15 protein-coding genes are annotated in these 23,828 nt (G+C 70.1%); 12 read left to right on the top strand and 3 right to left on the bottom strand.

The annotated features are described in order from the left end of the window. Positions 1-79 precede the first annotated feature (79 nt). The 5 genes from Rhe02_RS35250 to Rhe02_RS35230 are packed head-to-tail and all read left to right on the top strand — an operon-like array spanning position 80 to position 11,268. Positions 80-1,393 carry a beta-ketoacyl [acyl carrier protein] synthase domain-containing protein gene (locus tag Rhe02_RS35250; protein WP_203912786.1) on the top strand — a complete coding sequence of 438 codons (1,314 nt, stop codon included), beginning with the start codon at positions 80-82 and terminating at the stop codon, positions 1,391-1,393. Further along, the gene (locus Rhe02_RS35245) at positions 1,390-3,675 is read left to right on the top strand and encodes a lantibiotic dehydratase (RefSeq protein ID WP_203912785.1); all 2,286 of its coding nucleotides are present in this window, start codon (positions 1,390-1,392) and stop codon (positions 3,673-3,675) included. The genes Rhe02_RS35250 and Rhe02_RS35245 overlap by 4 nt, the downstream gene beginning before the upstream one ends. Next, complete coding sequence (locus tag Rhe02_RS35240) at positions 3,672-7,166, top strand: non-ribosomal peptide synthetase (RefSeq protein ID WP_203912784.1); 3,495 nt, start codon at positions 3,672-3,674, stop codon at positions 7,164-7,166. The genes Rhe02_RS35245 and Rhe02_RS35240 overlap by 4 nt, the downstream gene beginning before the upstream one ends. Before the next feature lie 5 nt (positions 7,167-7,171). After that, complete coding sequence (locus Rhe02_RS35235) at positions 7,172-9,805, top strand: type I polyketide synthase (protein ID WP_203912783.1); 2,634 nt, start codon at positions 7,172-7,174, stop codon at positions 9,803-9,805. Continuing rightward, entirely contained in the window at positions 9,802-11,268 is a 1,467-nt protein-coding gene (locus Rhe02_RS35230; protein ID WP_203912782.1) for a class I adenylate-forming enzyme family protein, read from the top strand. The genes Rhe02_RS35235 and Rhe02_RS35230 overlap by 4 nt, the downstream gene beginning before the upstream one ends. Here Rhe02_RS35230 and Rhe02_RS35225 read toward each other — a convergent pair. From Rhe02_RS35225 to Rhe02_RS35215, 3 genes are read right to left on the bottom strand one after another with little or no spacing between them, the layout of a single operon-like run. Beyond that, a complete protein-coding gene (locus Rhe02_RS35225; protein ID WP_203912781.1) occupies positions 11,171-12,520 on the bottom strand; it encodes a condensation domain-containing protein in 1,350 nt (449 codons plus the stop codon). The genes Rhe02_RS35230 and Rhe02_RS35225 overlap by 98 nt on opposite strands. Continuing rightward, positions 12,480-14,072 (bottom strand): MFS transporter, encoded by a 1,593-nt coding sequence (locus Rhe02_RS35220; protein ID WP_275412670.1) that lies wholly within the window; start codon positions 14,070-14,072, stop codon positions 12,480-12,482. The genes Rhe02_RS35225 and Rhe02_RS35220 overlap by 41 nt, the downstream gene beginning before the upstream one ends. A 2-nt stretch (positions 14,073-14,074) precedes the next feature. Then, on the bottom strand, positions 14,075-15,694 hold the full coding sequence (locus Rhe02_RS35215; RefSeq protein WP_203912779.1) for a PP2C family protein-serine/threonine phosphatase: 1,620 nt from the start codon (positions 15,692-15,694) through the stop codon (positions 14,075-14,077). Positions 15,695-15,875: 181 nt separating this feature from the next. Here Rhe02_RS35215 and Rhe02_RS35210 point away from each other — a divergent pair, with 181 nt between their 5' ends. From Rhe02_RS35210 to Rhe02_RS35175, 7 genes are read left to right on the top strand one after another with little or no spacing between them, the layout of a single operon-like run. After that, the gene (locus tag Rhe02_RS35210) at positions 15,876-17,015 is read left to right on the top strand and encodes an inositol-3-phosphate synthase (protein WP_203912778.1); all 1,140 of its coding nucleotides are present in this window, start codon (positions 15,876-15,878) and stop codon (positions 17,013-17,015) included. Next, positions 17,002-18,060, top strand: coding sequence for an SCO3242 family prenyltransferase (locus tag Rhe02_RS35205; protein WP_203912777.1), 1,059 nt, complete (start codon positions 17,002-17,004; stop codon positions 18,058-18,060). The genes Rhe02_RS35210 and Rhe02_RS35205 overlap by 14 nt, the downstream gene beginning before the upstream one ends. Next, a complete protein-coding gene (locus tag Rhe02_RS50165; RefSeq protein WP_239124257.1) occupies positions 18,057-19,361 on the top strand; it encodes a TIM barrel protein in 1,305 nt (434 codons plus the stop codon). The genes Rhe02_RS35205 and Rhe02_RS50165 overlap by 4 nt, the downstream gene beginning before the upstream one ends. Then, positions 19,361-20,209, top strand: a complete 849-nt coding sequence (locus Rhe02_RS35190; RefSeq protein ID WP_203912776.1) for a TatD family hydrolase — start codon at positions 19,361-19,363, stop codon at positions 20,207-20,209. Before Rhe02_RS50165 ends, Rhe02_RS35190 begins: the two co-directional genes overlap by 1 nt. Next, a complete protein-coding gene (eboE, locus tag Rhe02_RS35185; RefSeq protein WP_203912775.1) occupies positions 20,209-21,321 on the top strand; it encodes a metabolite traffic protein EboE in 1,113 nt (370 codons plus the stop codon). Before Rhe02_RS35190 ends, eboE begins: the two co-directional genes overlap by 1 nt. Then, positions 21,321-22,685: an alkaline phosphatase family protein gene (locus tag Rhe02_RS35180; RefSeq protein WP_203912774.1), complete on the top strand. Its 1,365-nt coding sequence runs from the start codon at positions 21,321-21,323 to the stop codon at positions 22,683-22,685. Before eboE ends, Rhe02_RS35180 begins: the two co-directional genes overlap by 1 nt. Next, positions 22,682-23,749 (top strand): polyprenyl synthetase family protein, encoded by a 1,068-nt coding sequence (locus Rhe02_RS35175; protein ID WP_203912773.1) that lies wholly within the window; start codon positions 22,682-22,684, stop codon positions 23,747-23,749. The genes Rhe02_RS35180 and Rhe02_RS35175 overlap by 4 nt, the downstream gene beginning before the upstream one ends. The last annotated feature ends 79 nt before the right edge of the window (positions 23,750-23,828 follow it).

Raw genomic sequence — 23,828 nt, 5'->3', positions numbered from 1 at the left:
TGCGCCAGCGCGGCCGAGCGCATGCGCCTGCGCAGCCTGCCTTCACCGCAACTGATCGCCGAGAGCGGGAGGCGATGGCATGAGCTCGCTTGAGGAACGGATCGCGGTGGTCGGGATAGCCTGCCGGGTGCCGGGGGCCGAGGATCCGGAAGCGTTGTGGCGCAACCTGTGCAATGGAGCCGACGCGGTGGGGGAGCACGGGTTCGGCCGGCTGGATGGGCTGGAGGACTTCGACGCGGCCGCTTTCGGGATGGCGCAGGACGAGGCCGAGCTGCTGGATCCGCAGCACCGCATCTTCCTGGAGGTCGCCCGGTGGGCCCTTGAGGACGCGAGCTGCGACCCGGCCGGGACCGATGCCCAGATCGGGGTGTTCGCGGGGTGCGGCGCTAACCGGTACCAGCGACATCATCTGCTGGGAAATCCGGCTGTGCTGGCGGCGGATGCCCCGCCCAGCGCCTGGGACGAGCTGCTGGCGACCGGATCGGCCGACTATCTGCCGGCCAGGGTCGCCTACACGCTGGGGCTGACCGGGCCCGCGGTCGCGGTGCAGACCGCTTGCTCCTCTTCGCTGGTGGCGGTCTGCCAGGCGGCGCAGAGCCTGCTGGACTATCGCTGCGATCTGGCGCTGGCGGGCGGCGCGGCCGTGGCGTCCACCCGGCAGACCGGCTGGACGGGCGGAACCCTTGCCGCTGACGGGGTTTGCCGGCCGTTCGACGCCGCGGCCAGCGGCCAGGTGTTCGGCAACGGTGGCGCCGCGGTGGTGCTCAAGCGGCTCGCCGACGCGATCGAGGACGGCGACCACATCTATGCCGTGCTTGCCGGATGGGCGGTCAACAACGATGGCCCGGCCCGGGCCGGCTTCACCACTCCGGCGGTCAGCGGCCAGGCGGCCGTGGTCGCGGAGGCGCTGGCGTGCGCCGACTGGGACCCGGCCGACATCGGCTATGTGGAAGGCCATGGCAGCGGGACCCCGATCGGCGACGCCATCGAGATCGAGGCGCTGAGCCGTGCTTTCGGCTCGGTATCCGGCCAGGGCGTGACCGGGGCCGTTCTCGGCTCGGTCAAGGGCAATCTCGGCAATCTCGACGCGGCCGCCGGCGTGGTCGGTCTGGTCAAGACCGTGCTCGCCGTGCGGGAGGGGGTCATCCCGCCGACCCTGCACTTCACCGGCTTGCATCCCGATGTCGAATGCAGCGGGGCCAAGTTCACCGTGACCACCGAGCCGGCCCCGTGGCCCGCGCCGCGGCGGGCCGGTGTCAGCTCGTTCGGGCTCGGCGGCACCAACGCCCACGTGCTGGTGGAACAGGCGCCGGGGCGCAGCTGCATCCGGCGGGAGATCCCGGCCCGCACCGCGTGGCGTCGCACCCGCTGCTGGATCGAGGAGTGGCGATGACCGCGGACGGGCTGCTCGAGCTGCCCGGAACAGGTTGGCATCTCTGGTCTTCGGCCATCCTGCGCACCGCCGGCTTTCCCGCTGACGGGCTCGACCGCCTTGCCGCGCCTGACTGTGCCAAGGCTGCGGACGAGTATCTGGCCGGGCTGGTCGATGCCTCCGCCTACCGGTCGGCGTTCGAGGCGGCCACCGGCGAGGCGGCGCAACAGCTGCGCCGGATCGCGGCCGATCCGCTCTTTCGCGAGGCGGTGACCTGGCAGAGCCTGAACTCATTGGAAGCGCTGGACGGCCTGCTGCGGACAGGCCCGCAAGCCAGCCGCAACTACCGGCTGCGTTCCCGTGAGATTGTGGTAACCCGTTACTGGCAACGCTATTGCGCCAAGAACGACACCATCGGCTTCTTCGGCCCGGTCTGCTGGGCCGGCTTTGCGCCCGACGGCTCGGCCGGGCACGTGTCAGGCGGCCCGGATCTGCTCCGGGAAAGGGTCGTCGAATTCGAGTGGCGGGCGCTGACCGCCTTCGTGAGGAAGCTGGCCGCAGACCCTCGCTTCCAGCCGTGGCTTGCTCTGGTGCTGCCGCCACAGCTCGCCCTCGACGGAGACCTCCTGCTGCGCACCGGTGCCGCTGCGCAACGCCTTTCCCCTGCGGCCGCCATCATCCTCGCCCTGACCCGGGTCGGCGCCACCGCCGCGGAGGTGGCGGCGCTTGCGGTGGCACAGCCGCGATCGGGGCTGCGCAAGGAGGCCGACGCGCACCTGCTGATCGATCAGCTGGTGGGGGAGGGCCTGCTGCGCCGCGGGCCGGATCTGCCGCAGGACAAAACGGCGCTTCAACACTTGCGCGGCAGCCTGGAAGCCCTCGGCGAGCCCGGCTTGCGTTCCGAAGCGCTCGCCGCGCTGGAAAGGCTGACCGCGGCCCGCGACGAAATCGCTTGCGCGGCAGGGGACCCCGACGCCATCCGGGCGGGGCTGACCCGGCTGGAGCTGGAATACACAGCCGTCACCGGAATGCAGGCCAGACACCGCCCGGGCGCGACCTATGCCGGGCGTGCGGTGGTCTACGAAGACGCCGTTCGCGACCTCGACGTGGTGTTCGGCCCCCAGGTGCGCGCCGGATTGGCGGCGCTGGGGCCGGTGCTGCACGCGGCGCGGTGGCTCACCGCGACCATCGCTGAGGCCTATCTGGCGACCGCGCGCGAGCTCTATGACGAAGCCGGCGGGGCGATCCAGCTCAGCGAGCTGTCCTTTCTGGCCAACGGAATCATGCTGACCCGTAAGCTGCCCGAGGACATCATGGCGGAGTTCACCCGCCGGTGGTGGCAGGCGATCGGCGGGGCAGACCTGACCGCAAGCCGGATAGAGGTCAACGTCACGCGCCTGCAGACGGCGGTGGAGGAGCTGTTCCCCGCCTCGGCACCCGGCTGGGGCACGGCCAGGTTGCACAGCCCGGACATTCACCTGTGCGCTGAAGACGCGCAGGCTTTGGCGCGCGGAGATTTCACCGCCGTGCTCGGCGAGCTGCATGTGGCGTGGCTGACCTGCGATGCCGAGGTCTTCGCCCGTTTCCACCCACGGCTGGAAGCGCTTCGCGAAGCGGTGCAACGCGACGTCGGCGACCGCGTGGTGTTGCGCTATCCGCCTGACTATCCGGAATTCACCGCGCGGCTGGCACCCGTCCTGGCCGGGCCCGGCGACACGAGCCTGGTCTACGCGGACGCTCCGGCTGCCCCGGCGGAGAACCTGTTGCCGCTGGCCGCGCTCACGGTTTCGGTGGTGGACGATCGCCTGCTGGCCAGCGCCCCGGACGGCCGGACCTGGCCGCTGACCGAGCTGTTCAGCCCCTTCCTGTCGGCCATGGCCGCCGACGCGTTCAAACTCATTCCGGCCGGCCCGCACACGCCGCGGGTCACCATCGATCGCGTGGTGGTGCAACGCGAGACGTGGCGCACCACGGTCGGCGAGACCGGCCTCGCGCCGGCGGCCGGAGAATCCCAGCGCTATCTCGCCGTGCGCGCCTGGCGCGACCGCCTCGGCCTGCCCGAGCGGATATTCGCCAAGCTGGGCAACGAGTCCAAGCCGGTCTACGTCGACCTCACCGGCCCGGCTTCGGTCGCCTCCTTCGTGGCGATGGTGCGCAGCGCCGGTGGCGACGACGTGCCGCTGGTGCTCAGCGAGATGCTGCCCACGCCGCAGCAGGCGTGGGTGTCCGATGCCCAGGGCCGCCGCTACTTCAGCGAGCTGCGAATGACGTTGCGCGACCCTGAGCCGGGAGGCCCCAGATGATCGCCCATGGACCGGCGCTGGACTATCCGGACCGGCGGCTGCCGGATCTGGTGGCCGCACATGCCCACCGCGACCCGGCGGCGGTGGCGATCCGCCAGTGGGACCACGTCGTCACCTACGGCGAGCTGCACGAATCGGTGACGAGGCTGGCGGCCGCGCTGCGGGAGCGTGGGGTCGGGCCGGAGGTGCTGGTGGGGGTGCGCGCCGACCGGGAGCCCGCGATGATCGTCGGACTGCTCGGGGTGCTCGCGGCCGGTGGCGGCTACGTGCCGCTCGACCCGTCGCTGCCCCCTGATCGCTTGCGTGCCATAGCTTTTGAGGCTTCGTTGGGTACCATTGTCGGCGCTGATCTGCCGATAGCGGGCTGGCCGCCCGCGCCCGAGCAGGAGTGCCCGGCCGCGCGGGACAACGTCGCCTACGTCATGTTCACCTCGGGATCGACCGGACGCCCCAAGGGCGTCGTCATCGAACACGACGCGCTCACCGAATTCGTCACCAGCCTGGCCGCGATGGCCGGGCTGGACAGCGACACCCGCTGCCTGGCCTTGGCTTCGATCGGGTTCGACGCCTCGGTGATCGACATCCTCGCGCCGCTGGCGGCCGGGGCGGCGGTCATGCTCGCCGGTTCGGCGGACCGGGCGGATCCGATTCGCCTGCAACGGTTCTGCCGCGAGCACGAGATCACGGCGGCCTTCCTCCCGCCCGCGCTGCTGCCGGTGCTGGACCCGGCACAGCTTCCCACGCTGCGCGTGGTGATGACCGGAAGCGAGGCGCCCGGCCCGGAGCAGGTGGCGCGCTGGGCCACCCCGCAACGCCGGTTCCTCAACCTTTTCGGGCCCACCGAGGCGACAGTGCTCGTCACCTGGTTCGAGGCGAGCGGGCAGTGGGACAGGCCGTTGCCGATCGGCGCGCCCGCGGCCAACCATCGCGCCTACGTCGTCGACGAGGACAACCGGCTGGTCGACACGGGGCAGCCGGGTGAACTGCTGGCGGGCGGGCCGGGCCTGGCCCGCGGCTATCTGGACGATCCAGCGCTGACCGCTTCTCGGTTCATCGAGGATCCCTTCCAGCCCGGGGCCCGGGTTTATCGCACCGGCGATCTGGTGGCGTGGCAACCCGATGGCACCCTGGCCTTCCTGGGCCGGGCCGACCGGCAGGTGAAGGTGCGCGGTCAGCGGGTCGAGCTGGGCGAGGTGGAGGCGGTGCTGCGCGGTCACTCTGGCGTGCAGCATGCGGCGGTGGCCTTCCACGCCGGTCAGCTGATCGCCTTCGTCACCGCAACGGCTGAGCCACAGGAGATCCGTGACCACTGCGGGCGGCTGCTGCCCTCCGCGATGGTCCCGGCCCGCGTGCACGTAGTGCCCGAACTACCCCTGCTGAGCACCGGCAAAGTCGACCTCGACCAGCTACTCACCGCCCTGCCGCCCCGACCAGGGCCTCGCGGCGAAGCCGCGGCAGCGCTGAGCGGTCAGGCGGGGGCGGAAGGCCGGGGCGGCGCGGTAGGGGCAGAGCTTGGCCGTGCCGAAGCTGCGGCGGCACTGGGCGGTCAGGCGGTGGTGCCGCGGGGTGGGGGACCTGTTGGTGCGGAGGAGAGGGCGGTGGCGCAGGTCTGGGGGGAGTTGCTGGGGGAGGGCGACTTTGGGCGCGACGACGACTTCTTTGACTGCGGGGGGCACTCGATTACGGCCATGCGGCTGGTGGCGGAGCTTCGGCCGCGGCTTGGGCGCGATGTAGCTATCGAAGATGTTCTGCTCGGAAGGACCGTGCGCGGCATCGCCGAGCGGGTGGCGCGCGCTGAGGCTATCGGGCCCGACACGGTCGCCGGGTACCGGCCGCCCGCGCTTTCGCCTGCGCAGCAACGGCTCTGGTTCCTGGACCGGTACTCGCCGGACGCGGCCACCGCCTACAACGTGGCCATCGCGGAGCGCCTCACCGGCCCGCTGGACCTGCTCGCGCTGGAGGCGGCGTTCACTGCGGTCACCGAACGCCAGGAGGTCCTCCGCTGGCGCATCACCGACTCGTCCGGCCGGCCGGAAGCCGTTCAGGATCCGGTGACGCCGATCATTCTTCCCGTGATCGAGACCGATCGGGATCGGGCCACGGTGATGCTCGCCCAGTGGGCGCGGGAGTCCTTCGACCTGACCCGTGACCGGCTGTGGCGAGCCAGGCTCATCCGGCTCGGGCCGCAGGAACACATTCTCAGCCTGACATTGCACCACGCCGTCTTCGACGGATGGTCGCAATCGTTGCTGTACAACGATTTGGCGGCGGCCTACGCGGCCGCGGCGCAGGGCCGGCCGGCGCAGCTTCCCGCGCTGGGCGCCAGCTACGCCGACTACGCGCACTATCGGGTGCAGCGGCAGCGTGGCCGGCTGGAAGCGGACGTGGACCGCTGGCTGTCGCATTTGGACGGTGCGCCGGCTGTGATCGACCTGCCCACCGATCGGCCTCGGCCGCGGGAGCTGACTTTCGCCGCGGCGCAGGCGGCTGTGGTCCTCGACGAGCAGACCACCGCCGGGGTGCATCGGCTGGCCCGCGCGCAGGGCGCCACCGCGCCCGCTGTGCTGCTGGCGGCTTTCGGCGCGGTGCTGGGAGGGATTACCGGACAGGACGAGGTTGTCATCGGTACCCCCATGGTGGATCGCAGACTGGCCGAGTTTCAGGAGATGGTCGGCTTCTTCATCGAGATCGCGCCGCTGCGGCTGCGGGTCGGCGCCCAGACCGGCTTCGCCGAGCAGGTGCGGGCGGCGCGCGACGAGCTGCTCGCCGCGCTGGCGCATCCCGAAGCGCCCCTTGAGCGGCTGGTGGCGCAGCTGGGCCTGTCCGGTCAGGTTCAGCGCACCCCGCTGGTGCAGGTGCTGTTCAACATGTTCAACTTCGAGGCGCCCGAGCTGCGGCTCGCAGGTCTGCGCAGTGAGCCGGTGCAGGTGCCCGCCCCCGGCTCTCCCTTCGAGCTGACGCTCTACGGCATAGAGCGCAACGGCAGGCTGCGCCTGGAGGTGGTGTACAACTCCGATCTGTTCGGCCCGGCGCGCATGACGGGCCTGCTGGACAGCATCGTGCAGGTACTCGCCACAGGCCAGCCGCCGCAACCGGCCGCCGTGGCCGCGGCCCCGGTGCCACGGGCGCGCCGAAAGCAAGTGGTGCCAAGCGCTTTCGTGCCGCCCGCGACGCCCACCGAACAGGCGGTGGCCGGAATCTGGTGCGACGTGCTCGGCCGCGCCGAGGTCGGCGTCACCGACAGTTTCTTCGATGTCGGGGGCGGCTCGCTGGCGATGGCGGTGGTCCAGCGGCGGCTGCGCGAGCTCGCCGGGCGCGAGCTGCGCCTGGTCGACCTGTTCGGCCATCCCACCGTACGCGCGCTGGCCCGCCATCTCGACGGCGATGACCGCGACGGCGTCGACGAGCTGCTGCAGCGCGCGGCCCGCCGCGGCGCGGCCCGTCGCGACCGGGGGCTGAGCCGCAATTCCTCAGGCACAGAGAGGCATTAGACACCATGGAACCCATCGCGGTGATCGGGATGGCCTGTCGCGTCCCGGGTGCGGGCGACCTGGACCGGTTCTGGCGCAACGTGACCGCCGGTGTACAGGCGCGCACGCAGCTGAGCCGTGAGCGGATGCTGGCGGCCGGTGCGCCGGCCGGAGAGGTGGACGACCCGGACTATGTGGCGGCCGCCTACCTGCTCGACGACATGGAGAATTTCGACGCGGGCCTGTTCGGGATGACGCCGCGGGAAGCCTCGCTGGCCGATCCGCAGCACCGCCTCTTCCTCGAGCTGTGCCATGCGGCGCTGGAGAACGCGGGCTGGAACCCGGCCACCTTCGCCGGTGACATCGCCGTCTACGGCGGGCGGGGCATGGAGGCCTATCGCTGGCTTCACCTCTACCGCAACCGGGAGGTGATGTCGCTTTTCGACCACACCACCCTCGGCATCGGCAACCATGCCGACACCTTCACCACCCTGGTGTCGCACAAGCTCGACCTGCGCGGGCCGAGCGTCGGGGTCTACACCGCCTGCTCCACTTCGCTGGTGGCGATTCATCTTGCGGCCGAGGCGCTGCGCGCGGGTGAGTGCGACATGGCGCTGGCCGGCGGCACCAACATCGAGCTGCCCGCCGAACGCGGCTACCGGTACCGGGACGGAGCCGGCGCATCCGCGGACGGCTACGCCCGCCCGTTCGACGCGGAAGCCACCGGGACGGTGTGGGGCAGCGGCGGCGGAGCCGTTCTGCTGAAACGGCTTGAGGACGCGGTGGCCGACGGCGACCACGTGCACGCGGTGATCCGCGGCAACGCCATCAACAACGACGGTGCGGCCAAGGCTGGCTTCACCGCGCCCAGCGTGCAGGGACAGGTGGCCGTGATCGCCGCCGCGCTGGCGATGGCCGGGGTGGCCCCCGAAGAGGTGGGCTACGTGGAGGCGTTCGGCCTGGGCAGCCCGATCTCCGACCAGATCGAGGTGGAAGCGCTGCGAACCGTGTTCGGCCATGGCACCGCGCAACGCCAGTGGTGCGCGCTCGGCTCGGTGAAGGCGAACATCGGCCACCTGAGCCAGGGCGCCGGGGTGGTGTCGTTCATCAAGGCTGTGCTCGCTTTGGAGCATCGGATGATCCCGCCGACCGCGGGCTTTGCCGTGGCCCATCCGGAGCTCGATTTCGCGTCGAGCCCGTTCTACGTCAACGCCGCGCTCGCGTCCTGGGAAAGCGACACCGCCCGGCTGGCCGCGGTGAGCGCCTTCGGCGTGGGCGGCACCAACGCCCACGTGGTGCTTGAGGAACACACGCCGGTGCGGGCGAGCGCCGAAGCTGCGCCCGCCGAGCAGCTGATTCAGGTCTCGGCCCGCTCGGCGAAGGCGCTGGAGGCGGCGGTGGAGCGCCTGGCGACCCACCTCGAGCACACGGCTGTGGCAGATCTGGGCGATGTGGCGCACACCTTGCGGGTGGGTCGCGTGGCGTATCCGCATCGCGTGGCGGTGGTCGCCGACCACCCCGCAAGCGCGGCGGTCGCCTTGCGCGAGGCCCGAAAGCGCCATGCCGGGGTGGCGTCCGCAACGCCGCCGCGGCTGGTGGTCCTGTTCCCCGGCGAGGTTGCCTTCGCCGACGCGTTGCGGGCGTGGCAGTCCCTCGGCGCGCCATCGGCGGCGCTGATCGGCGTCGGGGTGGGCGAGCTGGTCGCGGCCACCGCCGCCGGGGTGTTCGATGAGGCCACCGGCGCCCGGCTGGCGCAGCTGCGGGAGCGGCTGCTGGCGACGGCGCCGACCGGGGTGCTGCTGGGGATCTCGGCCGCACCCGACCGCTTCCACCTGCCCAGCGGGCTGCATCTGGCCGCTGTCAACGGACCCGCGGCCAGCGTGGTCTGCGGCGACGATGAGGCGATCGGCGAATTCGCGGCCCAGCTCGCCATCGAGGGCATCACGGCCCGCCCGATGCCGGGTCGCCATCCTTTGCCGGACAAGGGGATCGCCGAGGAGTTCGGGCTAGCGGTGGCGCAGGCCCGGCCCGGCGCACCGCAAAGGCCTTACCTGTCGACCGTCACCGGCACAGCGGTGCCGGCCGACCCCCATCATTGGGCGGCCTATCTCCAGGCCACCGTCCTGTTCGGACAGTGTCTGAGCGAAGCGCTGAGCGAGCCCGGGGTCGTGGTGGACTGCGGAGCCGGTCAGCTCAGCCGGTTCGCCCACCTGTACCTGGCCAAGGGCGCCCCCAAACCGATCGCCCTTCAGCCGAGCCCGCTGCTGGCCGCCGGTCAGCTGTGGACACACGGCCTCGAGGTGCGACTGGAGAGCAACGGACGGCGGGTGCCACTGCCCGGCTATCCCTACGAGCGCACTCGCCACTGGGTCGACCCGGACCTGACGGCGCAACCCGAGCCCGCAGCCCCGAAAGCGCCCACCGCGCAGGACGATGCGGGCGGCCTGAGCGCCATCTGGGTGCAGCTGCTCGGCGTCGACGGGGTGCGTGCCGACGACGACTTCTTCGACCTCGGCGGCACCTCGCTGCTCGCGGTTCAGCTGGTGGCCCGGGTCCGTGAGGTGTACGGAGTGCGGCTGCCGATGCGCTCGGTCTTCGACACCCCGACCGTGCGGGAGATGGCGGCCAAGGTCGCGCAGCTGCAGGCGGCGGCCAAGTGAGCTATGTGCACGAAGGCCTGGCGCTGTTCGAAGGCTACGGCGACGGCGAGGCGATAGTGCACGGCTCGCGCCGGCTGTCCTATGCCGACCTGCGCACGGCAGTCAACGCCACCGCGGCGAGCTTGCTGCGCAACGGAATCCGCCCCGGAGACGCGGTCGGCGTCGCGGCGGGCAACACCCCCGAAGCGGTCGTCGCCCAGCTGGCGCTGCATCTGCTGGGCTGCCGCTCGGCGTGGATCGCCAGCAACGCCCCGCCCAGCCAGCGCGCCGATTTCCTTGCCATGGCACAGGTTTCCCACCACCTCACCGAGCCCGACGTGACCTGGCATCCGGCCGGAGAGGTCGTGCTCGGAGGGGAAGGTGAGCCGCAGTCGCTGTTTCAGACCGGCGGGACGACCGGGCGGCCGAAGCTGGTGCACCACCGGCACGACTTCTTCGGCAACGTCCTCGCCAGCGCGCAGCGCACCCGCGCCGCGGGCGGGCCGCCGCTGCGCCAGCTTGCGGTCGCCGGGTTCTGGCACTCCTCTTCCCAGGCCGCGGCGCTGATCACCCTGTTCAGCGGGGGAACCCTGGTGCAGCACGACCGTTTCGACGCCGCCGGGTTCTTGCAGACCGTGCAGAGCGAGCGCATCACCGTGGCCACCCTGCCGCCGCCCATGCTCTACCGGCTGCTCGACCATCCGGCTCTGGCCGCCACCGACACCTCCAGCCTGGCCATGCTCGCCTGTGCGGGCAGTGCGATCGCGCCATCGCGCCTGCAGCAGGCGATCGACAGGTTCGGGCCGGTGCTGTTGCCCGCCTACGGAATGAGTGAGATCACGCTCATCGCCGCCTATTCCAGCGCCCAGCACGATCCGGCGCATCCGCAGCGGCTCGCCTCCTGCGGCAAGCCGCTTGCGCCGGCCCGGGTCGAGATTCGCGATGAGGCCGGGCAGGAGGTTGCGCCCGGGGTGGTGGGGCAGGTGTGGGCCAGCGCCCGGCTGATGATGTCAGGGTACTGGGGCCAGCCCGAGCTGACCGCGCAGACCCTCGTGGACGGCTGGCTGCGCACCGGCGATCTCGGATATTTCGATGTCGACGGCTATCTCTATCTTGTCGACCGCGCCAAGGACATGATTGTCACCGGGCTGACCTCCACCAACGTCTACTCGCGCACTGTCGAGGATGCCCTCAACGCGCATCCGCAGGTAGCGGCATCAGCTGTGATCGGCGTGCCCGACCCCGAGCTGGGCGAGGCCGTGCACGCCTACGTTCAGCTGATCGGCGACGCCGCGGTGACCGGCGACGAGCTGCGCCGGTGGGCGGTGGCCCGGCTCAACGAGCTCTGGGCCCCGCGGACCGTGCAGATCGTGGCCGAGCTTCCGCTCACCGCGCTGGGAAAGCTGGACAAGCTGGCTCTTCGGCAACTTCACGCAGCAGGGCTTCGAAATCTCGCCCCAGCGCGGCCATCGTCTCCGGGGTGAACAAGGCCGTGTCGTAAACGAACCGGATGCCCAGGCCGCCGCGGGCGGGCCGGGCGTAGACCATGATGTCGTGCAGGATGCGCGGGATCGGCAGCGGGAACTCCTCGACCACCAGCCCGGCCAGCTCGAGGCGGCTGGCCACCTCGACGTCGTCGTGCAGGAACATGGCCTGAAAGACCTGCGCGCGGCCCGGCTCGTGGGGCGCCTGCACCGTCGCGACCACCTCTCCCCAGGGCAGATCCTGGTGGTCCAGGGCGTCGAAGACCACGTCTCTGGTACCCAGCAGAACGTCTTTGAAGGTCTGCTCGTCGCCGAGCCGGGCCCGCAGGGCGAGCGCGTTGTTGAACAGCCCCACCAGCTTTGCCAGCTCTGGGCGGGTGCGCCCGATGCCGGCGATGGGGATGCCGACGCAGAAGTCGCGCTGATCGCTGAAGCGGGAAAGCAGCACGTTCAACGCCGCGAGCAGCACGACGAACCGGCTGCACCGGGTGGCCCGGGCCAGCGCGTCGATGGCTCTAACCAGATCGTCGCCGATCACATAGCCGATCTCCGCGGCGGGCGCGCCCTTCTGGGCCGGGCGCGGCAACGAGTTTTTAAGCTCCAATGGGGGTACCGAAGCCAGCTGCTCGCGCCAATAGGCCCTGTCCTCCTCTTCCTTCGAAGTGTCCGAAGTGGACTGCCACAGGGCAAAGTCGCCGTATTGCACCGTCAGCTCGGCGACCTCGGCCGGCGAACCGTCGCGGCAGGCCGGGTAGAGCGCCGCGAGCTCACGGTCGATGACCGCCAGGGAGAACCCGTCGGAGAGGATGTGATGGATCGTCATGGACCAGACGAAATCCTCGTCGCCGAGCTGAATCAGGCACGAGTGCACCAGCGGCCCCTGTTGCAGGTCGAGGGAGAGACTTCGCCTGTCGTGCAACAGATCCCGGGCCGCCTGCTCGCGTTGCGCCGCCGGCACGTCACGCAGGTCGAGGATTTCCAGCGGCAGGCCCTCGGCCGGGCCGACGATCTGCACCGGCCCGTCGCCCCGGTCGAGGAACAGCGTGCGCAGGATCTCGTGGCGGTTGACGATGGTGTCTATGGCGCGCCGCCACGCGTCGACATCAAGCGGCCCGCGGATGCGGTGAACCAGGCCGACCAAGGGAGAGGAACCGCCCGGGTAGGCGGTGCAAAGGAACCACCAGCGCGTCTGCAACGCGGTCAGCGGCAGCTCAGCGAGGTTCGAGGGGCGAGTAAGGATAGCTGACTCCACCGTCAGCAGCATACTGCCCAAATGCTTCGATGCGCTGTCGCGCTTTGCGCACTTGCGCCTCGGCCAGCGATCGATCGTGGTGCAGCACCTCGTTCAGCGCGGCGTGCACCTGCTCGGTTTCCAGCCGGGCCAAAGCGTTCACGGCCATCTTCGCCTCGACGGAATGCTTGCCGAGCCATCGCCCGCGCCGCCAGACCGACAGGGTCCACTCGCCGCCCACGTAGCGGAAGGTGATCCGCAGGCCGGCCAGTACCTGCCCGATCCAGGGCTGCTTTTGTTTGGGCGCGCTGTCGTCGATCTCACGCCACAGGTGATAGCCGAAGACCGGGCTCAGGCTGGCCATGAAATAGGCAGCGGTCGCGATCAGGATGGCGTCGACCAGGCCGAGCGACTCGACGAGCAGGCCGCCGATGATGCCGCCCAGCGGCACGCCGCCGAAGGCCACCGCGGTGATGATGCCGCCGACGCGCGCCAGCATCTTCTTCGGCGTCCGGTGGTAGACCATGGCGGCGACGGTCGGGTTGAGTGAGGACATGGCGATCCCGGAGACCAGCCAGACGACCACCACGACGGTCAGGTTGTCGCTGAGCGCCAGCACCAGGAAACGTGGCGCGCCGCCGATGAGGTAGCCGGTCACGAGCATCGGGTAGCGCTTCAGGATCGGCGTCAGCCATGCGACCACGAAGCTGCCGGCGATGATGCCCACGGCGTAGGCGGTGGCGACGGCGCCCAGCGCGGCCGGATCGTCCATATTGGACAACACCCAGAGCGGGATGAAGACCACCGTACTGGCCTGGTTGAACAGGTTGGTGAAGAACAGCATCCCGGTCACCGCCCGCAGCAGGCGGTCATGGCGGAACATGGCGAAGCCCTCGCTGAGCGCGGCGAAGTAGGGCGGCTTCTCCTCGGCCACGGCAACCGGTGGCGCGGCAACGATTTTGACCAGCACGGCAGCGACGGCGAAGGACGCCGCGTCGATCCAGATGCCGCCGATGGCGCCGAAGAAGACGATGACCACCCCGGCCAGGGCCGAGCCGAGCAGGGTCGAGCTGCGCAACACGCTCTCGCGAATGGCCGCCACCCGGGCGTAGTCGGCGCCGGCCACGTCCATCATCGGCGCCAGCATGGTCACCTTGGACCGGTCGGCCTGCGCGCGCAGCGTTCCCAGCACCGCCGCAAGCACCATCAAGAGGGTGAAATCGGTCTGGCCGAACAGGGCGATCGCGGCCAATGCGGCGACGCTACCCAGATCGGAGCCGATGGAGGTGACCCGGTCGCCCAGCCTGTCCTGCAACGGTGCGGCCAGCACCCCGCTGATCACGTAGGTCAGCGTCTCGGCCGCGGTGACCAGGCCGACCTGAACCGGGCTGCCCGTGGTGACCAGCACCAGCCAGGGGATGGCGAACAACGTCATCCGGCTGCCCACATTGGAGATGGCCTCGGCGGAGATCAGGCTGATCAGCGCCGCGCGGCCATGCGGCCTTGGAGCTCCCCCTTGGCAATTCCGCGGTGTCGGCGGATTGCCGGGTGAACTCCTTGGCCGCCAGCGCACGGCTAGGACCTGCCAGCCACTTCGAAGGTGAGCACCACCAGGTCGTCGCGGTGACCGTTCTGCGCGGCCCGGGCTTTCGCCGTGAAGTGTTCCGCGATCTGGTCGACCGGGTTGGCCCCGTGCTCCTGCAGCAGTGCCAAGGCGGAATCCTCGGCGGTCAGCTCGCGGGTCTCGATGCCGTCGGTGTAGAAGACGACGGCTTCCTTCTCGCCCACCTCGACCGTGGCCTCGGCGTGGGTCACCTCCGGGAACACTCCGAGCAGCGGGCCGTAGGCGACCTTGACCGGCTCGATCTGGCCGTCGCGGCGGCGCACCATCGGCGGCGGGTGTCCGGCCAGCGCCACGGTCAGCCGCATGGACTTGGCCGACATGTGGACGGTGGCGCAGCAGACGGTGACGAAGCGCTGATCGGGCACCTGGGCCAGCAGGGCCTCATTGAGCAGCGCCAGCAGCCGCTGCGGACTGCGCTCGTGCAAAGCCAAGGCGCGCAGGGTAGCCCGGGTGATGGTCATGACCGCGGCCGCCTCCGGGCCTTTGCCGCATACGTCGCCGATCACCACCATCCACGTGTTGGCGTCCAAACCAAACACGTCATAGAAGTCGCCACCCACCTCGGTTCCGGTGCCGGCCTGATAGCGGGCATTGATCGATAGCCCGGGTATCGACGGCAGTGACTTGGGCAGCAGGCTCTGCTGAAGGGTGTGGGCGATGTGCACCTGGTGCTCGTAGCGGCGGGCGTTGTCCAGGGCGCGGGCGACGCGCTCGCCGAGCTCTTGGGCGAAAACGAGGTCGATGGGGCTGTAACTGCGGGCTCGGGAGCTGTCCAGCAGCACCAGCCCGCCGACGCTGTCGGAGTTGTTGAGCAGGGGCACGACCAGGCCCGACTTGTAGCGCACGGCGCCGAATCGCCCGACTCGGCGGCCTATCGTCGTGCGGTCGAGGGTGTGAATGCGCCGCGTTTCCAGCGCGGCCGACACCAGATCGGCGGTCTCCTCCGAGCGGCGTTTGCCGTTTTGCCGGCGATCGGGCTGGGCGCCGCCAAGAAAGCGGATGTTCTCCCCATCGTGGGTGAAAACCAAGGCCTGTTCCCAGGCGCCGCGGCGCACGATCGCCGCGCAGGCGGCGTCCACATTGGCGGTCAGCTCGAAGGAATTGGCCAGAATAGCGCTGATTTCGGAGATGAGCGAAAGGCGCTCCTGCGCGACATTGGCGGCTTTGCGCGCTCTTTGCTCCAGTGCCAGCGCGCGGTCGGTACGGGCGATCAGCGCCGCCACGATGATGCCCAGGCCGACGAAGGCCGCAAAGTCGACGACGTTTCCCTGCAGCGTCTTGACAATCGAAGTGCCCGGCCCGACCACGTAGACGGTCATCAGGAATGCCGAGCCCAGCACCGCGGCTACGCCGGCGATCAGCCTGCCCACGAGCGCGGCGGCCACTATACAGACCACGTATAGCAGGGAAGGGAACTCCCCGATGATCCCGTGGCGAACCAGGGTGGTGGCGCCCAGCGGCGCGCCGATCGCGATCAGCAGCCCGATGAGCAGCCGAAGCGCGTTGTGCGGTCGCCATATCCCCTCACGAACCGGCGTTTCCGCTTCCGCCGCCCCTGCCGCCCTGATCACGGGGGGAGTATCCCATGCGGCGCGGCCCGGGTGGAGTACCGGCCGGGCGAGGTCCGGGACCTCAGATTTGCGTCCACGATCGAAACTTTTGCTAGATCAGAAGAAAGTATAGACTTCTATCTAGAAACTTTTGCTTCTGTAGATTTAATATGACCGCCACGTACGCGAAACAGGAGGCCCTGTGCGGACTGGTATGTGGTTGGCCGGTGCACGTGGCTCGGTCGCGGTGACCAGCCTCGTGGGAGCTTTGGCTGTGCGGGCCTGTCTCGCGGAGCCCGTGGGGTGTGTCACCGAGCTCGCGCCTCTGCGCAGCCCGGCGTTGCCCAACCTGGCCGACCTGGTCTTCGGCGGCCACGACATTTCCGAACTATGCCTGGTGAAGAAGGCGCAGTCTCTGGTGGCGGCCGGGGTGTTGCCAGCGTCCATTGTGGACGCGGTCGGGGACGAGCTGTCCGCGGTGGAGGCCGAGCTTCGCACGCCGAGCCGTGGCCACAGCCAGGAGGAGACCGCGCGACAGCTGATCGCCGACCTGGTGAGCTTCCGCGAACGCCACGAGCTCGACCAAGTGGTCGTGGTCAACGTGACCTCGACCGAGCCGATGCCCGCTGCGCATCCGGCACACCAGGATCTGGGTCTGCTGACCGAAGCGCTGAAGTCGGAGGACGTCCTGCCGCCGAGCGCGCTCTACGCTTACGCGGCATTCTCCGCAGGATGCTCCTATGTGGACTTCACGCCCTCGGTCGGGGCGCGGCTCCCCGCGCTGGATCAGCTGGCCCTCGCCGCCGGAGTGCCTTACGCGGGGCACGACGGCAAGACCGGCGAGACATTGCTGAAGTCGGTGCTGGCGCCCATGTTCGCGATGCGCAACCTGCACGTGCGGTCGTGGTCGGGGACGAATCTGCTCGGCGGCGGGGACGGGGCGAACCTGGCGCAGCCGGAAGCCAACGCCGCCAAGGTGGCCAGTAAGCAACGCGTGCTGCGCGAGACGCTGGGCTACGAGCCGGAGGGCCACACCCGCATCGACTACGTACCCGACATCGGTGACCTGAAGACCGCGTGGGACCTCATCACGTTCAGCGGGTTCCTCGGCAGCCGGATGCGCATGGAGTTCACCTGGCACGGCTGCGACTCGGCGCTGGCCGCGCCGCTCGTGCTCGACCTGGTGCGGCTGACCGCCGCCGCGCACAGCCGCGGGCTGTCCGGCCGGTTGCCGCAACTGGCCTTCTTCTTCAAAGACCCGATCGGCGAGGTCTCCCACTCGCTGGCCGATCAGTGGCGCGTCCTGTGCGAGTGGGTGGGAGGCTGGAATGACACCGAGTGACTTCGCCGATCTGGTCCGGGCACCGGCCGCGCTGTCGGTGCCCGGCGACGCCATCGCCGGGGCGAGCGCCGCGCAAGCTTTGGGCGCCAAGACCGCCGGGATAGCCGCCGCCTCGGTCTGCCTCTACTGGGCGGGCATGGCCGCCAACGACTGGGCCGACCGGGAGCTGGACGCGACCGAAAGGCCGGAGCGCCCGATCCCGTCGGGACGGGTCAGCCCGCGCGCCGCGCTCGCCGTCGCCGGTGGGCTGACCGCGGCTGGCCTTGCCCTGGCTGGGTTTTCGGGCGGGCGCAAGACGGCGGTGCTCGCCACCGGCTTGGCCGCCGCGATCTGGACCTACGACGTGAAGTGGAAGAACACCGGGGCGGGCCCGGCCGGGATGGCCCTGTGCCGGGGCCTGGATGTGCTCATGGGCGCCAGCACCGGAAGCATCCGCAAAGCCGTGCGCCCCGCGGCCATCGTCGCCGCGCACACCTACGCGGTCACCGCCCTCTCCCGCCGAGAAGTCCACGGCGCGGACAGAACGCTGCCCCTTGCCACCCTCACCGCCACCGCTCTCATCGCCTCCGCGGCGGCCGCCGAGTCCCGGAGCCAATCCGCTTCCGCCAGCCAGCGCCGGCCATTGCCGGGCCGCGCGCGGCGCAGCGAGGGGGCGTTGGAGATGCCGGGTGGCCTGGCGGCCGGTCGCGCGCGGCGCAGCGAGGGGGCGTTGGAGATGCCGGGTGGCCTGGCGGCCGGTCGCGCGCGGCGCGGCGAGGGGGCGGTGGAGATGCGGCCGAGTCGGGGGAAGGGCGGCGGGCTGGCGTCGTGGGTGAATGCGGCGCTGGCGGGGTGGTATGCGGCGCGGTTTGGCAAGGCGCAGCGCAACGTGTTGCGGGACCCGCGTGCGGGCAACGTTCGGGCGGCGGTGGGGGCGGGGATCACTTCGCTGCCGGCTTTGCAGGGTGCGCTTACCGCCTATGCCGGCCGGCCGGTCACCGGCGCGCTGGTCGCGGCCGCGGCGCCGCTGGGCGCTCGGCTGGCCAAGGTGGTGGCGGCGACATGATCGGCACTGGTCTGAGATTCGGCTACGGCACCAACGGTTTCGCCAACCATCGGCTCGAAGATGCGCTGACCATTATCGCCGAGCTCGGCTATGAAGGGGTGGCGCTGACCCTGGACCACCATCACCTGGACCCGTTCGCCGCCGACCTGCCGGCCAGGGTGGCCAGGGTGGCCAAGCGGCTGGCCGAGCTGCGGCTGGGTGTGGTCATCGAGACCGGCGCGCGTTACCTGCTCAACCCGCGGCACAAGCACGCGCCCACCCTGCTCGACGACGACAGCGACGCGCGGCTCGACTTCCTCAAGCGCGCCATAGACATCGCCGCCGACCTCAACGCCGAGGCGATGTCCTTCTGGGCCGGGGTGCGCCCCCCGCACGTGTCGCCCGACGAGGCGTGGCAACGCCTGGTGCGCGGCTGCGCGCAGGTGGCCGCCCACGCGGACAATGCCGGAGTGCCGCTCGGGTTCGAGCCGGAGCCGGGGATGCTCGTGGAGAACTTCGAGCAGTGGGACCGGCTCCGCGGCGAGGTGGGCGAGACCCTGCGGCTCACCCTCGACATTGGACACTGTCGCGCCAACGAGCTGGAAGAAGTCGCCGAATGTGTGCGGCGGGCCGGGCCGCACCTGGTGAACGTTCAGATCGACGATATGCGCCGCGGCGTGCACGAGCATCTCGAGTTCGGTGCGGGCGAGATCGACTTTCCGCCGGTGCTGCATTCGCTGGCGCAGACCGGCTATACCGGGCTGGTCGCGGTGGAACTGCCGCGCCATTCGCACGCCGCCCCCGACGTGGCCGCCCGCTCGCTGAACTTCCTGCGCGTCAGTCAGTGGCTGGGTGAGGCCCGCGCGGCGGGGGAGGGCAATCTCGCCACCGAGCTGGCCGCGGCCGGGCGCAAGGTGGGCCGGGCCAACGCGGAGATGGCCAGAATCCGCCTGCTGCAATCGTTTCAGCTGTCGCCGCAGCAGGTGAGCGACCTGTACCGCTACGGGGACAACGAGGAAAAGCGCGCCATCCTGCGCGCCTGTCCCGTGCCCGACCTGCTTCGGGATGCGCTGCGCAGCAACGACTCCCGCCTGGTCGCCGCGGCGCTGGGGCCCGCCGCGGCCCAGCTGACCGACGCCGAGTGGCGTCAGGCGGTGCTCAAGGCGGTTTTCATGGGCCTGCAACTGGCACAGGTACACGGCCTGAACGAACGAGCCGACGCCGAACTCGGCCGGATGCTTGACGGTTTGCGAAAGGAGCGAGAGGCGGCCGGGCGCATCATGCCCGCCGATGCCATCTCCCTGTTGGAAAGGCTCCGCTGATGCGCATCTTCGATCCCCATATCCACATGACCTCCCGCACCACCGACGACTACGAGCGGATGGCCGCGGCCGGGGTGCGTGCCCTGGTCGAGCCGGCGTTCTGGCTGGGCCAGCCGCGCACCAGCGTGGGCTCGTTCACCGACTACTTCGACTCGCTGGTGGGCTGGGAACCCTTCCGCGCCAGCCAGTACGGCATCCGCCACCATTGCACGATCGCGCTGAATCCGAAGGAGGCCAACGACCCGCGTTGCCGCGACGTGCTGCCGTTGCTTCCCCGCTATCTGGCCAAGGATCGGGTGGTGGCCGTGGGCGAGATCGGCTACGACTCGATGACGCCGGACGAGGACGACGCCTTCGCCGCCCAGCTGGAACTGGCCCGCGCCCATGAGCTTCCGGCCCTGGTGCATACCCCACATCGCGACAAGCTGCTCGGTACCCAGAGAAGCCTTGACGTAATAAAGGAGTCAGGGATCGAGCCGGGGCGGGTCGTGCTGGACCACCTGAATGAGATCACCGTGGACGCGGTGGCGGGTTCGGGTTGCTGGATGGGCTTTTCCATCTATCCCGACACCAAGATGTCGCCCGACCGGATGGTGGCCATCCTCGGGCGATATGGCCTGGACCGGATGCTGGTGAATTCAGCCGCAGACTGGGGCAAGTCAGACCCGCTGCTGACCGTGCGCACAGCCGAAGCCATGGTCGCGGCCGGGTTCAGCGACGACGAGGTGGACAGGGTGTTGTGGCGCAACCCGGTGGAGTTCTACGGCCAGTCGGGCCGCCTCGATCTGGAGGATGCCGCGCCTGAGCCGATTTTTGAGGGCAATTCGATTCTGCGCGGCGGTTCGTGATGCGGCTGACCCATCCCAACGGATCCACGGTCCATCTGGCCTACTGCACCAACGTGCACGCGGCGGAGGATTTCGCCGGGATGCTGAGCCAGCTCGACAGGTTTGCCGTGCCTGTGCGCGACCTTCTCGGGGTCGACGTGCTCGGGCTCGGGCTATGGCTCGCAGCACCGGTCGCGGCCGCCCTCGCCGCGGATCCGGTGCTGCGTTCCCGGCTCTACCGGGAGATGACCGTGCGCGGCCTGGAAACGGTGACCCTCAACGGTTTCCCCTATCAGGCCTTCCACGCCCCGGTCGTCAAACACGACGTCTACCATCCCGATTGGACAGACCGGCGGCGATTGGACTACACGCTCGATCTGGCCCGGGTGCTGACCGATCTGCTGCCGGCCGGGATCATCCGGGGCTCGATTTCGACGCTGCCTTTCGCGTGGCGGGAGCCGTGGCATCCGTCCCGGCTCAGCGCCGCCCACAGCATGCTCAAGGAGCTGGCCACCGGGCTGGGGGAGTGCGACCGCGACATCCGGGTGGCGATGGAGCCGGAGCCGGGCTGCGTGGTGGAGAACACCGACCAGGCCATCGCGGCCTTGGCCGGGGCGGACACCGACCGCATCGGGGTCTGCGTCGATCTGGCCCACCTCGCCTGCGCCTGGGAGAGCCCGCGCGATGCGGTGGCGAAGCTGACCGCGGCCGGGATCCCGGTGGTCAAGACGCAGGTGTCGGCGGCGCTTGAGGTGACCGACCCCAAGGTGTCGCACGACACCCTGGCCCAGTACGCCGAGCCGCGTTTCCTGCACCAGACGCGTTCGCGCGGCGGCGCCGCCTTCGACGATCTGCCCGAGGCGCTGGAGTCGACTGCGCCCGGGCCGTGGCGCATCCACTTCCACGCGCCGCTTCATCAGAAACCGTTGCCGCCCTTGCAGACGAGCACGGCCGTGCTCGAGGACGGCCTGGCCGCCCTGGTCGGCGTCTGCGACCACTTCGAGGTGGAGACCTACACCTGGAATGTGCTTCCCCCGGCGGCCCGGCCCGTCGATGACGCCAGTCTCGCCGCGGGCATCGCCGCCGAGCTGGCCTATGCCCGCGACCAGCTTGCAGCCCTCGGAGTGTCGTGATGGATCGTCCCAACCCCCTGGTCGTCCTGGACGTGGTCGGCCTGACCCCACCCCTGCTGGAACACATGCCACGGCTCAAAGCCTTGGGCGCCAAGGGTTTCAGCGCCAGGCTGGATCCGGTGCTGCCCGCGGTGACGTGCAGCGTGCAGGCCAGCTTCGTCACCGGTCTCACCCCGGCTCAGCACGGCATCGTCGGCAACGGCTGGTACTTCCGCGATCTGGGCGAGGTGTTCCTGTGGCGGCAGCACAATGCGCTCGTCGGCGGAGAGAAGCTGTGGCGGGCCGCGCGCAAGACGTGGCCCTCCTACACGGTGGCCAACATCTGCTGGTGGTACGCGATGGGCGCCGACGTCGACTGGACCATCACCCCGCGCCCGATCTACCGCGCCGACGGGCGCAAGGATCCCGACTGTTACACCTATCCGCCGGAGCTTCACGACGAGCTGCCGCAGTTCCCGCTCTTCAGCTATTGGGGCCCAGGTGCGGGAATCCCCTCGTCGGCATGGATAGCCGCCGCCGCCAAACACGTGATCGACACCCGCCACCCCGATCTGACCCTGGTCTATCTGCCGCACCTCGACTACGACCTGCAACGCTTTGGCCCGCATGGGCCGCAGGCGGCGAAGGCGGCAGCCGAGCTCGACGCGGTGCTGGCACCTCTTCTCGATACCGGGGCAACAGTGGTCGCGCTCTCGGAGTACGGCATCACCCCGGCCACGCAACCGGTGGACATCAACCGGATGCTGCGCCGCGCCGGGCTGCTCAATGTGCACACCCAGGACGGGATGGAGTACCTAGATCCCTGGACGTCCAAGGCTTTCGCGGTCGCCGACCATCAGGTGGCCCACGTGTACATTCGCGACCCGGAAGAGGTGGCCGTGGTGGCGAAGCTGTGCGCGGAGCTGCCCGGGGTGGCCGAGGTGCTCGACGCCGCGGGCAAGGCCCGGCACGGCCTGGATCACGAGCGCAGCGGCGAGCTGGTGCTGGTGGCCGCGCCGCAGGCGTGGTTCACCTACTACTACTGGCTCGACGACGCCCGCGCGCCGGACTTCGCCACCCATGTGGAGATCCACCGCAAGCCCGGCTATGACCCGGCGGAGCTGCTCTTCGACCCGGCCGGGCCGGGCGCGGCCAAGGCTCGGGCCGGCAAAGCGTTGCTGCGTAAGAAGCTTGGTATGCGGTACCGGATGAATGTGGTGGGACTCGATGCAGGGGCCGCCGCCATCCGCGGCTCGCACGGCATGCTGCCGAGCACCGAAGCCGACTCGCCCATGCTGCTGTGCTCGGATCCCGCGCTGGCCACCGATCGGATAGCCGCCACCGAGGTGAAGGATTTCCTGCTGCGCCTAGCGGAGCGGATATGACCGTGGCACCGCCGTCGGCTTCGCTTACCGAGCGCATCGACGCGGTACTGACCGGTTTCGTCGATGCCCGAGTCGCCGCCTGGCCCGAGCCCGAGCTGAGCCCGATGCTGGATGCGTTGCGCCACTTCGTGCTCAACGGCGGCAAGCGGCTGCGCCCGGCGTTCTGCTATTGGGCGTGGCGTGGCGTCACCGATGGCGCCGACGGCGATGAGCACGTGGTGGCGGCGGGCGCGGCGCTGGAGCTGTTCCACGCCTTCGCTCTCATCCACGACGACATCATCGACGAGAGCACCCGCCGCCGGGGCCGGCCCTCGTTGCACGAGGAGTTTGCCGGGCTGCATGCCGGGCAGCGCTGGGTCGGCGACGGGCGGGCCTTTGGCCGCAATGGCGCGCTCCTGGCCGGAGATCTCTGCGCGCTCTGGTCGGAGCAGGTGCTCACCGAGTGCGGCGCGCCACCGCCACGGCTCGGCGAGGCCCAGCGCATCTTCGCGATGATGCGGGCCGAGGCGGTGGCGGGGGAGTACCTCGACATCGTTGCTCAGGCGACCGGCGACTTCGACGAGGCGGCGGCGATCCGGGTGATCCAGCTCAAGACCGCCCGCTACTCGGTGGTGCGGCCGCTGCAGATCGGCGCGGCGCTGGCCGGGGCCGACCGCTCGCAGATCCAGGCCTACGCCGCTTTCGGCGAGCCGCTTGGCGAGGCGTTTCAGCTGCGTGACGACGTGCTCGGGGTCTTTGGCGAACCCGAGCGCACCGGCAAGTCGGTGCTCGACGACCTGCGCCAGGCCAAACCGACCGTGTTGCTGGCCCTCGCCCTGGCCCGGAGCACGGCGGCGGATCGGGCGCAGCTGAGATCGCTGATCGGCCGACCAGATCTTGACGACGCCGGGGCAGGGCGAGTCCGGCAGCTCATGGTGGGCAGCGGCGCGCTCGCGGCGACCGAGGAAAGGATCCACGATGGACACCGGCGAGCCCTGGATGCCTTGGCTGCCATGGATATCCGGGATGAGGCCCGGGAAGCCCTCGGCGCGCTGGCCGATCTTGCGGTGGCTCGGTCGGGGTGAACAAGATGTATCTCGCGGAGGAAATTTCCTATAGGATATTTCATGCATGTGAATCCTCTACGCCCTGGAGGTCATGTTC

The organism is Rhizocola hellebori, from assembly GCF_016862955.1.
GTDB classification, from domain to species: domain Bacteria; phylum Actinomycetota; class Actinomycetes; order Mycobacteriales; family Micromonosporaceae; genus Rhizocola; species Rhizocola hellebori.
This window is presented reverse-complemented; position numbering and strand designations above follow the sequence as displayed.